Raw genomic sequence first — 12,973 nt, 5'->3', positions numbered from 1 at the left:
CGGCCGCTCCGCGCCCGACACCGTGGGGGAGTTCAGGACCTGTTCACCACCGTGACGGGTCGCGGCTCACGGCCCGCCGCCCGGGCTCAGCACCGTTGGCGCGCCTCCCACGCCCCGCCCTCCCACCAGGAGCCGTCAGCCGATGTCGTCCCCGAAGCCCACCCGTCGCTCCCGTTCGGGTGCCAGCGCCGTGCTCGCCGCCTCTGCGCTGGCCGGAACCGTCCTATCCGCCCCTGGCATCGCCTCCGCCGCGCCCGGCGAACCGGGGGTCCGCCCCTCCTTCTGCGCCCACGACCGGCGTCCGACCCCGCAGGAGTACCTCTGCGCCCGGCCGGGCGACCTCGTCGAGGTCCGGGTCGGGGACGTGCACCCGACGCAGCCGTCGCTCGGCTACGACGAGGTGTACTACAAGCTCGGCCGCTACACGCTCGGCAAGGACGCGGTCAACAAGAAGTTCGACGACTGGTGCGAGGCGAACGGGCAGGGGGAGGCGGCGAGCGCCGAGCCGGACGCCCGGCTCGACGCCCCGGGCTCCTTCACCTGCGCGCTGCCCGTGGGCCAGGAGACCGCCGAGAGCATCGAGGCCATGAAGACCGTGGTCATCGGCCCCGGCGGCAACCTCTTCCTCACCGACGGCCACCACACCCTCACCTCGTTCTACGAACTGCCCGACGGCGGACCGAACCTGCGCGTGCGGATGCGCGTCCTGGACAACCTCAGCCAGCTGCCCCGACAGAAGTTCTGGGAGCGGATGAAGGCCGAGAAGTGGGTGTGGCTGCGTGACGCCGACGGGAAGACGGTCGACGTCAACGAGCTCCCCAAGGGCGTCGGGCTGGCCAACTTCGACGACGACCCCTACCGCAGCCTCCTCTACTTCGGCCGTGACATCGGCTACGCCCCCGGGACGATCCCCTTCCAGGAGTTCTACTGGGGCGCCTGGCTGCGCGACAGCCGCCCCGCGGACCTCGCGGACTGGGACACGAACGACCCGGCCGGCTACCTCGACGCCGTCGAGAAGCTGACCCGGGCACAGACCGCCCTGTCCCCGGAGACCGTCGTCGACGGCGGCTGGAGCGCGAGCCAACTCGGTGCCCTCGCCGAGTGGAACGAAGGCAAGGCCCGGGACAAGGGTGCGTTCGGCAAGCTCTCGAAGCCGTACGGCGACGCCAAGCCCGGCAAGCTCGCCTACGCCCTCGTGTACAAGGCACGGCTGGCCGACCGCTGAGGACCGCCCGCCTCTGCGAGAGCGGAGCCTCGCGACCTCCGCTCGTCGCCGTCCGCGCCGGTGGAACCGGGCTCGGAGCGCGCCCCGTCCGCGCAACGGGGAAGAGCCCGCCCGCCGCGGATCGTCCCGCACTCCGGCCGTGACCTGACGGCCCCCTCACCACCGGTCGGCAGCGCTTCCCGACCGGACCCCGCCTCCCGACGGTTCCGGGGCGTGTCGACCTTCCGAGACCCTCCGCACGGAACCATCGAGGGGTCCGGCACACTCTGCCTGTTGTGGAAGCTTCGAACGAGGGATGATCCGCACATGATTACGCTGACCAAGGAAGACGGCCCGGCAGACCTGGACGGGGTGACCCACCTGTCCATCGGGGTCTCCTGGGACCCCACCGCCGGCAGCTCCGGCGGGGTGCTGGGCAAACTGCGCCGCAAGACGGGTACCGACCTCGACCTGATAGCCATCGCCATGCAGGGGAGCGATCCGGTGCGCCTCGCAGGGCTCGATTCGCTCGACCCCATGGGCAACGGCTCGCTGGTCCACAGCGGCGACAACCAGACCGGGCACGGGGACGGGGACGACGAGACGGTGACCGTCGAGTTCGCCCGGATCCCGGGCAACATCACGTCGATCGTGTTCGTGGCCGCCGCCTACAAGAAGGGCAGCTCCTTCCAGAAGGCGCGCAACATCAGCTTCAAGGTCTACGACGCGACGGGCGGCAGCTCCCAGCAGGTCGCCGACGTCTGGCCCAGCCTGCTGACCCAGGACAACGGCTGCGCCGTGGCCAAGGCGATTCGGGTCGGCGACGCGTGGAAGCTCGAAGTGATCAACGTGACGGGGAAGATCAAGCAGGGTGACGAGCACGCTCTGATGCGCTTCGCCGTCAGCAAGTAGGGGCACGGGGCGTGACGAGCCGGATGCTCTACGAGGAGCGGTCGTGGAACCCGCTGGCGCGCACCGTGGAGTTGACCGAGGAGCGGTTGCGCAGGGGCGGCCGGAGCACCCCGTCCGGCGAGCTGAACCTGGCCGCCATGGCCGAGGCGTTCCAGCGGGGGTACTGGCTCGGGGGCGGTGGGGCCGAGCGTTCGCTGGAGCGGCTGCCGCACGACACCGGCATCGTCCCGATCACCCGCGTCACCGGCACCGCCACGCCGGTGCGGGTGCGCCGGGCCGCCGAGTTCGCCCGCGCACTGGGGGAACTGGCAGTGCGGCGGAGCGGCGGGCCGGAAGGGGTGGCAGCTCTGGCGGAACGCGCCCGGACCGAGGGCGTACCGCTGTGGATCGCGCGTCGGTACGCGCAGGCGCCCGCCGGACCCGTCACCGTCACCGTCGATCGGCGCTCGGTGCGCGTGGACGTGTGGGGGCCGCATGCTCCCGTCGTGCGGATCCGGGCACCGCACGGCTTCCACCGCGACTCCACCAACCCGTCGAAGGGCCTGCTGCTCACTGTCGGTGACGTCCCGGTCGGGCTCAGCCTGACGAGGAAGCCGCGCAAGTCCAAGAGTTCGGTGGAGGCGGCGCTGCCCGACACCCACTGGGTGCTGCACCGGGAGAGCGCGACGAGCTCGTGGCTGCTGCGCGACGGGCGCCGGGTCGCCCTGCTGACCCGTCCCCCTCGCCGGCCGGTGGTCGAGCCGGGATCGCCGCTGCTGCCCCTCGCCCCCGTGCGGTACGAGAGCACCGACCCGCTGGACGCGGTGATGGCGCAGGCGTTCGCCGTCTCCTTCGGGATCGGGGACACGACGGGCCTGGCACGATTCCGCTCGGAGCGGCGTCCGGTGAACGACGGAGAGCCGGTTGCCGCCGACGCGCACTGGGACCGTTCCTGGTTCAGCAACCTCGGTAGCGGTGGCGAGGACAACGAGCCCGGTGGCGGCGACGACCTCGTGCCCGAACCGCTGCAGCAGACCCACCAGGCCCTCGCGCAGCAGAACGGCGTCCTCGGCGACGATCACGCGAAGTGGCACGGGACCTCCACGTGCAGCAGGGTGGGACCGCCCACCGGACTCGACACCCGCATCCGACCGTCGAGGGCCTTGAGCCGGTCGGCGAGCCGGTCAGACCGCTGCCGCCCACCCGGTCGGCAAGGCCGCCCTGCCCACCCGGGCCTTCGTGGGCCGGCCCGGCGGGTGGACCGTCATCGACGTCCTCGGCTCCCGCGACGCGCGCTGGAACGGGCCCGGCCAGGCCGTGCTCGGCGAGCGGACCGCCAAGGCCCTCGGCCTCAAGGCCGGCCAGGAAGCCACCGTGCGCTTCGCCGACGGCGAGAGCGTCGGCCTACGGGTCGCCCGGGTCCTTCCGGACGACCCGGCCCGCGGCGACTTCGTGGTCGCCCGCGACCTGGTCCGCCTCCACGACCCGGCCGCCCTCACCGACGACGTCTTCGTCCCCGGTGCCGACCGCCCCGCCGAGCTGGTGCCGGGCACCGCCCTCCACGACGCCCTCCAGTACGCCCTGGACGACTACGACACCGACGCGGAGCTCACCGAGGGCCTCGCCGCCGTACTCATCGTCATCGCGGTCGGTTACAGCGCCATCGCCATCGCCAACGGCATGGCCGTCGCGGCCCATGGACGGCGGCGCGACTTCGCGGTGATGAGGTCCGCCGGCGGCACCGTCCGTCAACTGCTCCTCCTTTCCGTGGGCGAGACCTCCTCGATCGTGGCCGTCGGTGCCCTCCTCGGCGTCCTCGTCGCCCTCCCGCCACTGGTGGCAATGGCCTCCGGGCTCTCCCAGGTCACCTCCGTCGACGTCGGGCTCCACCTCAGCGCCGGCACCGTGGCCGGAGCGATCCTCGGTTCCCTGCTGCTCGCCGTCACCGCCGGCGTCGCCGTCACCTGGCGCACCGTGCGGCGGGACGCCTCCTGATTCCCCAGCGGGTCACCGGGGGAGCCGGCCGTCCGCATCCCGGGCGACGGGGCGTCGACCTCGTGGGCGGCTAGATCCTCCTCCGTGAGCATGCAGGAGAGCGCGGTGTTTGAGGGTGCCGGCGGCAGGTTGTGCCTCGACGGGGCCACCGTGAGCGTGCATCGAGGGCGCGGTGGTTCCCGCGGCTCCGCCCGCCCGCATCGGCCCTCCCCTCCCTGCGCGACGGACGGACGGGGTGCGGTGGACGGGTGCGGGCAGCAGGGTGTATGGGGCCCTTCGACGGCGGGTACGGCAGCCCCTCCCGGCCGAAGCCGAAGGTCTGCGCGGGGCGGGCCAGCACCGCCGCCGTCCTCGTCGGACGGGGCGTGGGGCCGTCCGGCCGCGTGTGCTCACCTGAAGGGGTGAGGCTGACAACACGGGGCGCCGGGGCACGCCGCTCGTGCCGCACCGCTGCCACCGTGAACCGTATCCGCCGAGGCGTCGGGACCACACCGGAGGAGCACTCGGCGGGCACCCTGTTCCCCGCCACACCAACGGAGTTCCTGTGCACCGTCGCAGAGCTGCATTGCTCACCGCCCTCCTGGCCTCCCTCGCGATGGGGGCGTCGTACCCGGAGGCCAGCGGTGGTCCCTCGTCCGGACACGGCACGCTGGACCAGCGCGGCGTCGTGCGCAGCGCCTCCGGGCCGCTCGCCGGTGCCGAAGTGACGCTGCTCCAAGCCGGGAACCACCCCGGTGCCGGAGCCCGCCCGCTGGCCCGCACGCGGAGTGACTCACGGGGCCGTTTCAGTCTCTCCTACCGTGCCCCGGAGAGCCCCGACGCCGTGCTGTACCTCACCGCGGACACCGGACGGCCCGGCCCCCGGGGTACCGGGGCCGCGCGCCGTCAGCGTCCGGTCCGGCTCGTCGCGATGCTCGGTACCGGGCGCCGCGCCGGAAAGGTGGTGCTCAACGAGCGCACCACGGTCGCAGCCGGGTTCGCGATGGCGCAGTTCACCCAGGGGGGCGAGGTGGCGGGCCGCAGCCCCGGGCTGCAGAACGCCGCGGACGTTTCGCACAACCTGGCCGACATCGCGGACGGCTCGGCGGCCGCGGTGCTCGCCGGCGCCCCCAACGGCGACCAGACCTCCACGCTGCGGGCCTTCAACACCCTGGCCGACGTCCTGTCCGGCTGCACCGCCGGTCAGACCTGCGGCCCCCTCTTCGAACTGGCCGCACGCCCCGGGGCCCCCGTGCCCAAGGAGACCTTCCAGGCCGTCGCGGACATCGCCAGGCTGCCCGGCAACCACCCGGCCGAACTCTATGCGCTCGCCGACGGCCGCGAGGCCTATCGGCCCAGGCTGGTGCAGGCCCCCGACGCCTGGACCCTCGCCCTGCGCTACGTGGGCAACGGACACGAGCTGGACGGCCCGGGCAACGTCGCCTTCGACGCGGAGGGCACGGCGTGGATCGGCAACAACTACACCTTCAACGCCGACCCCCGGCAGTCCGTCTGCGGTTCGCGCGTCCTGAGCCGGCTGACGCCGACCGGCCGTGACGTTCCCGGCGCCCCGTACCGCGGCGGGGGCCTCTACGGCGCGGGCTTCGGGGCGACCGTCGACCCCCGCGGCCACGTCTGGATCGGCAACTTCGGCTTCCAGGGAACCGACTGCCCGCTCGACGCCAGCCGCCTGTACCGCAGCGTCTCGGAGTTCACCCCCCACGGCCGGCCCGTATCGCCGCCGTGGGGTTGGCGACAGGGCGACATCGTCCAGCCGCAGGGCACCGTCTCGGACCGCGACGGCAACATCTGGGTCGCCAACTGCGGCGGCAAGAGCGTGACCCGGATCCCGGAGGGGAACCCCGACCGGGCCCGGAACATCGCGCCCGGAGGGGACCGCCTGGTCAAGCCCTTCGACGTCACGATCGACACGCGGAAGCGCGCCTGGGTGACGGGCAACGGGAGCGACAGCGTCATGCTGCTGTCCCCGCAGGGCACCCCCCTGCGCTCGGTCACTGGCGGCGGCATCAAGCGTCCCATGGGCATCGCCTCCGACAGCCTGGGCAACGTCTGGGTGGCCAACGGCGGTGCAGTGGTGGCGCCTTGTGAAGGCACCACGCCGGCCATGGTCGCCGAGGCGGTCAAGGACATCGTCACCCGGCACGTCGACGCCTCCGTCACGATGGTCCGTCCCGACGGCACGACCCCCGTGGAGCCCTTCGTCAACGACGGCCTGTTCCTGCCCTGGGGGATCGCGGTCGACGGCAACGACACGGTCTGGGTGGCGAACTTCGGCGGACACCGGCTGGCCAACCTGTGCGGCGCCCGCCTCTCCGCCTGCCCGCCCGGTACGCGCACCGGGGACCCGATCTCCCCCGCGGACACCGGCTACACGAGTGACGGACTGGAGCGGAACACCGCCGTCCAGATCGACCCCTCGGGCAATGTCTGGCTGGCCAACAACTGGCTCGACGTACCGCTCCAGACCAATCCGGGCGGTCACGAGATGGTGGTGTTCGTCGGCCTCGCCGCTCCGGTGCGCACCCCGCTGCTCGGCCCGCCGCAGCACCTCTGACGGAACCGGGTCGCAGCCGGTGGTCCCCTCGGCTCCGACCCGCCCCCCGTTCCCCTCCCGAAGCACGGTCAGGACGGGGGAGCGCAGCAGACCGCGCCGTCGCTCCGTGTGGAGCGGCGGCGCGGTCGACGGTTGCCGTTACCGGTCCGGCAGGAACGGGTCCCGCGGTCACGCACCGCAGGGTCCCGTCCGCGCTAGTCGGTGATCTCGACGTTGGTGCTCGGGGCCTCCGTCTTCTTCTGGGTGATGCCCTGGAGGAGGGAGGCCAGATCGACCCCGGTGGCGGAGGACAGCAACTCCATGCCCTGCGTCACGTTGTCGGTGACGGTCCGGGTCAACTGGCTGGCGCCGTCCGTGGAGATCACCGTCATCTTGTCGACGGCCGCGAGCGGCTCCGCGGCCTTGGCCACGACCTGCGGCAACACCTCGACGAGCATCTGCAGAACGGCCGCGTCCCCGTACTGCGCAAAGGCATCGGCCTTCTTCTGCATGGCCTCGGCCTCGGCGGACCCCCTCGCGGCGATGGCGGCAGCCTGCGCCTCGCCCTCGATCCGCACCGCATCGGCCAGCGCCGCACGATGGGCCTTCTCGCCCTCACCGGTCAAACGGGAGCGCTGCGCATCTGCCTCGGCCTGCTTCACCAGGGCGATCCGACGGGCCTCCGCCTCCTGCTCGGCCTGGTAGCGAGCAGCGTCCGCGGGCTTGCGCACCTGGGTGTCGAGCTGGCGGTCCGTCAGCGCGGCCTGGCGGGCGGCGACCTTCTCCTGCTCGCTCAGGACGTCCTGCTGACGAGCGGCCTCGGCCAGCGGACCAGCGGCATTGGCCTGGGCAGCCGCCTCGTCCGTCTGCGCCTTGATCTCCGCCTGCTTCAGCGCCAGCGTGCGCTGCGCAACGGCGATCTCCTCCTCCGCCTTCAACCGCGCCTGCTCCGCAGCGCGACGGGCGACCGCCTCCGCGATGTCAGCCTCCTGCTTCGCACGTGCGGCCTCGGGACGGCCCAGGTCCTCCAGGTAGGAGCCTTCGGTGGTGATGTCCTGGATCTGGAAGGCGTCCAGCACCAGGCCCTGACCGGACAGACTGGCCTCGGCCTCCTCGGCGACCTGACCGGCGAACGCGGCCCGGTCGCGAATGATGTCCTCCACCGACATCCGGCCCACGATCGACCGCAGCGCGCCCGACAGCACTTCCTGGGTGAAGCCCACGATGCCCTCCTGCTGCATCAGGAAGCGCTGGGCGGCGGCCCGGATCGAGTCCTCGGTGCCACCGACCTTCACGATCGCGACGCCCTCCAGGTTCGCCTTCACCCCCCGCAAGGTGACCGCGCCCCGCACCGCCACCGGAATGTGGCGGCTCGACAGGTCGAGCGTGAACTTCTGCTGCACGAACGGCACGACGAACACGCCGCCACCGACCACGACCTTCTGGCCGCTGTTGTCGGTGAACACCCGTCCCGTCTCGGGATCGGTCGTCTTCTTCCCCCGACGACCCGTGATGATGAACGCCTCGCTGGGACCGGCGACCTTGTACCGCGTGACGACGACGAGTCCCAGCAGTACGACCAGGACGACGATGCCCACGACGGAGAAAAGCACAGGGCTCACGGAAGAACCCCCTTCAATCGGAACGGAATGAGAACAAACGGGAACGACTGCGCGTCAATGCTCGACGGGCCGGACCGCAACGGACGTCGGCGAGAGCACGCCCTCGACCCACACCTCGACACCACGGGCGACGGGCGCGTCGGCCCGGGCCGCGTACTTCACCGGCTGCCCCGCGAGGTGCAACAGCACCTCGCCGTAACCGTCCACCGGAATGGCCGTCACCACTGCACCCGACGATCCCACCACGTCCTCGCCCCGCGGTGCGGGTGCGGTCCCGTCGCGCATCAACGCTCGGCTGAACCTCCACGTCAGCCAAGCCGCGCCGACCCCCGTGACCACACCCACACCGGTGGCGACCCCCGCCCCCGTACCCGTGACCCCCGACACGATCGCCCCCGAGAAACCCAGGGCCGACACGAACGCGGCGATCACCGGCAACGACAACAAACCGTCCCCGCCCCCGCCGAAACCGTCGAGGACCCCCTCCAACACCCCGTCGAAGACCAAGGAGAGGACGAGCAACACCAGACCGGCAATGCCGAGACCCAGAAACCATGTCATGTCCCGACTCCTTCGCTCTGGCGTCGAATGCGCCGTCGAAGAGATCTTCGCATCCGGGGGCACCCTTTCTCACTGCCGGGTCTCGGCAACGTTTACCCTCTCTTTATGCCGCACTCGCACCCACGGTGCCGAGGGGCGCCCCCCGACGTCCCGGAAGCGGTGGCGCGGTGCCGGTTCCTCCGTGCACCGCTCCGGTGCCGTTCGTGCGTGCGGGCGGCGACACGGCGTGCGGGTGCTCGGACGGATCTTGACGCTCAGACCGTCCCGGGGGGATGGTCAAGCCTGTCACCAGCGACACAACGGGAAGGGAACGGGCCGTGGCCGCCATCATTCACCTGCGGGCGCGCTCGTTCTTCACCACCCACCCGGCCCGCACGGTGGTCCTCGCCTTCGCGGCGGTCGTGGTGCTCGGCACCGTGCTGCTGATGCTGCCGGCCGCGACGGAGAGCGGCCGGCCGGCCGACCCGCTGACGGCCCTGTTCACCTCCACCTCCGCCGTGTGCGTGACCGGTCTCGCGGTCGTGGACACCGGCGCCTACTGGAGCGGCTTCGGCGAGGCCGTCATCCTGGGCCTGGTCCAGGTGGGCGGCTTCGGCATCATGACCATGGCGTCCCTGCTCGCCCTGCTCGTCGCGGGCAGGCTGCGGCTGAGGATGCAGCTCACCGCCCAGGCGGAGACCAGGAGCCTCGGCATCGGAGACGTGCGCCGCGTCCTCCTCGGGGTGGCGGGCACGACGATCGTCGTGGAGCTCGCCACGGGCGCCTGCCTGGCGCTGCGGTTCCGCCTCGGATACGGGTACGACTACGAGGAATCGGCGTACCTCGGTTTCTTCCACGCGGTGTCCGCCTTCAACAACGCCGGCTTCGGGCTGCACGCGGACAGCCTCACCCGCTACTCCCAGGACGGGTGGGTGACCCTGCCGATCGCGGCCGCCGTCATCCTCGGCGGCATCGGCTTCCCGGTGCTGCTGGAGGCGCTCCGCCACCGCCACCGGCTGCGCACCACCGGCCGGAAGAACTGGACCCTGCACACCAAGCTCACGGTGATCACGACCGTCGTGCTGCTCTTCCTGGGAACGGTGCTCACGGCGCTGCTGGAATGGACGAACCCCGGAACGCTCGGCGCGCACGGAGTCGCCGGCAAGATCCTCGACAGCTTCTTCCACTCCGCGATGAGCCGCACCGCCGGATTCAACTCCCTGGACGTCGGGGCGATGCACGCCTCGACGCTGCTGATGACGTGCATGCTGATGCTCATCGGCGGCGGAAGCGCGGGCACCGCCGGCGGCATCAAGGTCACCACCTTCGCCGTGCTGGCCGCCGCGATCGCCGCAGAGGTGCGGGGCGAACCGACCTCCACCGTGCTGGGCCGCCGGCTCGCCCCGCACGTCCTGCGGCAAGCGCTGACCGTGGCCCTGATGGGAGTGGGCCTGGTCATGACCGCCACCCTGGTCGTGCTGTCGGTGAGCGACGCCCCGCTGGAAGCGGTGCTGTTCGAGGTCGTCTCCGCGTTCGCGACCGTCGGGCTGTCGACCGGACTCACCGCCGGCCTCCCCGACGTCGGACAGCTCGTCCTCATCGCCCTGATGTTCATCGGCCGCATCGGCCCCATCACCCTGGTGTCCGCACTCGCCCTGCGCGAGCGCACCCGACGCTACGAACTGCCCGAGGAGCGACCCGTCATTGGTTAACTACCTGCGCCACCTGCGCGACCGCCGACGCCGCAAACTGCCCCTCGACTACCGTGCGCAGGCGGACCAGCGCGTCGCTGTCATCGGGCTGGGCCGCTTCGGGCTCTCCCTGGCCAACGAGCTGGTGCGTCGTGGCTGGGACGTGCTGGGCATCGACACGGACGCCCGGGTCGTCCAGAAGTACAGCGACGTGCTGACCCACACGGTGGCCGCCGACTCGACCGACCCCGAAGTCCTGCGGCAGCTCGGCGTGAACGAGTTCACCAGCGCGGTGGTCGGCATCGGCAGCGCCATAGAGGCGAGCATCCTCATCAGCTCCAACCTCCTCGAAGCCGGCGTCCCCAACATCTGGGCGAAGGCCGTCAGCCGTCAGCACGGCCAGATCCTGGAACGCCTCGGCGTCCACCACGTCGTCCTGCCCGAACACGAGATGGGGGAGCGCGTCGCCCACCTCGTCACCGGCCGCATGCTCGACTTCATCGAGTTCGACGACGACTACGCCCTGGTCAAGACGGTCGCCCCGCAGGTCGCCACGGGCAGGCCGCTGGGCCACTCCCAGGTCCGCAGCCAGTACGGCGTGACGGTCGTCGGCATCAAACGCCCGGGGCAGGACTTCACCTACGCGACCGCCGAGACGGTGGTGGAGAAGGGGGACGTCATCGTCGTCACCGGCAAGACGCATGCCGTCGAGGCCTTCACCGATCTCGCCTGACCGATATGATCAGCGGTTGGTGAGCCGGGAAGTCTGGTCGGCACTGCCTTCCACCTACCCGAAAGCCCGGTCATGTCACTCGTTCTGGTCCTGCTCGCCCTGAGCGCGCTCGCCTTCCTCGTGTACGGCGTCGTCCTGTGCACACGGGTCTGGCGGACGGCCGAGCTGCCGCGGTGGCGCAGGATCCTTCCCGGGTTGCTGCTGTGCCTGGCGCTCGCGGCGAGCCTCGGCCGGGCCTGGGGCGTCACCGCGGTCGCCGAGGCCGTCGCCTTTCCGCTGAACATCGCGGCCCTGCTGCTCGCTTCGTACGAGGTGCAGCGCCATCGCCGCCGGGGAGCCGCCGCGGGAGACGGCCGGGAGGCCGGGGCGTGACCGCCCGGCGCAGTGCGGCCCTTCCGTGCGGCCGGGGGGTGAAGCCCCGCGGCCGGGCCGGGGGGCGGCTCCGCGCCGCCGCGGACCCCGGCCGGGTGCGTCCCCCGCACGCGCCCCGCGCGTCGGGGTTCGGGGGGATCCCGCCCGATCGCGTTCCGTACCGCCCGTCCCGGCGAGGCAGCCGGTGAGCGGGCCCAGCGAGGAGAGGAGAGACGAGGGCGTGGAGGCCTACGATCCGTTGCTCGTGGACGTCGCGGCGACCGGCCGTCGACTGAATCGGCACGAGGTGGAGCAGCGCCGGCGAGCCGGCGAGCAGGCGGCCCGCGAGGGGCTCGCCCTGCGCGCGCTGATCGGCCGGCACCTGGCTGCCGTCCGTGCTGCCTGGCCCGAGCAGCCCCTGTCGCGGCGGACGACGCTCGACCTGCTCGCCGCGGTCGAGCAGTCGGTGGACGCGCTCGCCGGGGGCTTCGAGCGGGCCCAACGGCTCGCGGTGCGGCAGGAGGAGGCCGAGCGGCGCGAGTTCATCGACGACCTGCTGTACGGCCGCGGTGGTCTGGGGCGGATAGCCGAGCGGGCCGAACGCTTCGGCCTGCGGCTCTCGCACGCGCACGCCGTTGCGGTCGCCCGTGGCCCGCAGGCGTACGGCGAGGCGGATCCGGCGCCCCAGCAGGTGGAGCGGGCGATGATCGGACGGTTCGGCGACCGGCACATCCTGCTCACGACCAAGGCCGGCCGGATCGTGTGCATCGCCCCCGGCGACCAGGGAGACGTCCTCGCCTACTTCGCCAAGCAGGCCTATGCCGCCACCGAGGGCGGGCAGGTCGCGATCGGCAGGCCGCAGCCCGGCCCGGGCGGTGTCGTCCACTCCTACGAGGAGGCCCTCGGCGCCCTCGACCTCGCCGACCGCCTCGGCTTCGACGCACCGGTCCTGCGCGCCGCCGACCTCCTCGTCTACCCCGTGCTCACCCGTGACCGGCAGGCCATGGAAGACCTCGTCGACAGCATCCTCGGACCGCTCCGGACGGCCCGGGGAGGTGCGGAGCCGCTCCTCGACACGCTGACCGCCTTCTTCGACACCGGCTGCGTCACCACCCAGGCGGCACGCCACCTCAACCTGTCCGTGCGGGCCGTCTCCTACCGGCTCGACCGTATCCACCGGCTCACCGGCGCCGACCCCGCCGACCCGACGCACCGCTACACGCTCCAGACCGCCGTGATCGGCGCCCGCCTCCTCGGCTGGCCCGACAAGGGGATCTGAAGCAGACGCCCGGGCACTCCCCGTGCGGGGGAGCGACTGAGGAACGGCGCCCCGCGGACCGTGCCCGTCCGCCCCCGGGAGGCGCCCCGACGGGCGCGGCACGCGCCCCCGACCCGCTCCACGCACACGGCCTG

General features: G+C 72.2%; 11 protein-coding genes and 1 pseudogene. 8 read left to right on the top strand and 4 right to left on the bottom strand.

The window, feature by feature from the left end; all coding sequences use genetic code 11:
* Positions 1–142 precede the first annotated feature (142 nt).
* Together ACFW2Y_RS09035 and ACFW2Y_RS09030 are read left to right on the top strand one after the other, a co-directional pair.
* The gene (locus tag ACFW2Y_RS09035) at positions 143–1,225 is read left to right on the top strand and encodes a ParB/Srx family N-terminal domain-containing protein (RefSeq protein ID WP_384875667.1); all 1,083 of its coding nucleotides are present in this window, start codon (positions 143–145) and stop codon (positions 1,223–1,225) included.
* A 306-nt stretch (positions 1,226–1,531) separates the two neighbouring features.
* Complete coding sequence (locus ACFW2Y_RS09030; RefSeq protein WP_384875664.1) at positions 1,532–2,116, top strand: TerD family protein; 585 nt, start codon at positions 1,532–1,534, stop codon at positions 2,114–2,116.
* Positions 2,117–2,144: 28 nt separating this feature from the next.
* Here ACFW2Y_RS09030 and ACFW2Y_RS09025 read toward each other — a convergent pair whose 3' ends face one another.
* Both ACFW2Y_RS09025 and ACFW2Y_RS09020 read right to left on the bottom strand, forming a co-directional pair.
* On the bottom strand, positions 2,145–2,963 hold the full coding sequence (locus ACFW2Y_RS09025) for a hypothetical protein (RefSeq protein ID WP_384875769.1): 819 nt from the start codon (positions 2,961–2,963) through the stop codon (positions 2,145–2,147).
* A 124-nt stretch (positions 2,964–3,087) separates the two neighbouring features.
* Positions 3,088–3,189, bottom strand: a pseudogene (locus ACFW2Y_RS09020) (DNA-binding response regulator); the annotation flags it as partial.
* Between the two features lie 145 nt (positions 3,190–3,334).
* On the opposite strand from ACFW2Y_RS09020, the gene ACFW2Y_RS09015 reads away from it, so the two are divergent.
* Positions 3,335–4,090: an ABC transporter permease gene (locus ACFW2Y_RS09015; RefSeq protein ID WP_384875662.1), complete on the top strand. Its 756-nt coding sequence runs from the start codon at positions 3,335–3,337 to the stop codon at positions 4,088–4,090.
* A 544-nt stretch (positions 4,091–4,634) separates the two neighbouring features.
* Positions 4,635–6,644, top strand: coding sequence for a hypothetical protein (locus ACFW2Y_RS09010; RefSeq protein WP_384875659.1), 2,010 nt, complete (start codon positions 4,635–4,637; stop codon positions 6,642–6,644).
* A gap of 194 nt (positions 6,645–6,838) precedes the next feature.
* Here the strand turns inward: ACFW2Y_RS09010 and ACFW2Y_RS09005 are convergent, their stop codons facing one another.
* Together ACFW2Y_RS09005 and ACFW2Y_RS09000 are read right to left on the bottom strand one after the other, a co-directional pair.
* Positions 6,839–8,245 (bottom strand): flotillin family protein, encoded by a 1,407-nt coding sequence (locus tag ACFW2Y_RS09005; RefSeq protein ID WP_384875656.1) that lies wholly within the window; start codon positions 8,243–8,245, stop codon positions 6,839–6,841.
* A 54-nt stretch (positions 8,246–8,299) separates the two neighbouring features.
* The gene (locus tag ACFW2Y_RS09000; RefSeq protein ID WP_384875654.1) at positions 8,300–8,806 is read right to left on the bottom strand and encodes a hypothetical protein; all 507 of its coding nucleotides are present in this window, start codon (positions 8,804–8,806) and stop codon (positions 8,300–8,302) included.
* Positions 8,807–9,123: 317 nt separating this feature from the next.
* Between ACFW2Y_RS09000 and ACFW2Y_RS08995 the strand changes: the two genes are divergently transcribed.
* From ACFW2Y_RS08995 to ACFW2Y_RS08980, 4 genes are all read left to right on the top strand, one after another.
* A complete protein-coding gene (locus tag ACFW2Y_RS08995) occupies positions 9,124–10,497 on the top strand; it encodes a TrkH family potassium uptake protein (RefSeq protein ID WP_384875651.1) in 1,374 nt (457 codons plus the stop codon).
* Complete coding sequence (locus tag ACFW2Y_RS08990; protein WP_384875648.1) at positions 10,490–11,209, top strand: potassium channel family protein; 720 nt, start codon at positions 10,490–10,492, stop codon at positions 11,207–11,209. The genes ACFW2Y_RS08995 and ACFW2Y_RS08990 overlap by 8 nt, the downstream gene beginning before the upstream one ends.
* A gap of 72 nt (positions 11,210–11,281) precedes the next feature.
* Positions 11,282–11,581, top strand: a complete 300-nt coding sequence (locus ACFW2Y_RS08985) for a hypothetical protein (RefSeq protein WP_384875645.1) — start codon at positions 11,282–11,284, stop codon at positions 11,579–11,581.
* 220 nt (positions 11,582–11,801) lie between these two features.
* On the top strand, positions 11,802–12,839 hold the full coding sequence (locus ACFW2Y_RS08980; protein ID WP_384875642.1) for a PucR family transcriptional regulator: 1,038 nt from the start codon (positions 11,802–11,804) through the stop codon (positions 12,837–12,839).
* The last annotated feature ends 134 nt before the right edge of the window (positions 12,840–12,973 follow it).

Source organism: Streptomyces sp. NPDC058877 (genome assembly GCF_042742855.1).
In the GTDB taxonomy this organism is placed as follows: Bacteria; Actinomycetota; Actinomycetes; order Streptomycetales; family Streptomycetaceae; genus Streptomyces.
This window is presented reverse-complemented; position numbering and strand designations above follow the sequence as displayed.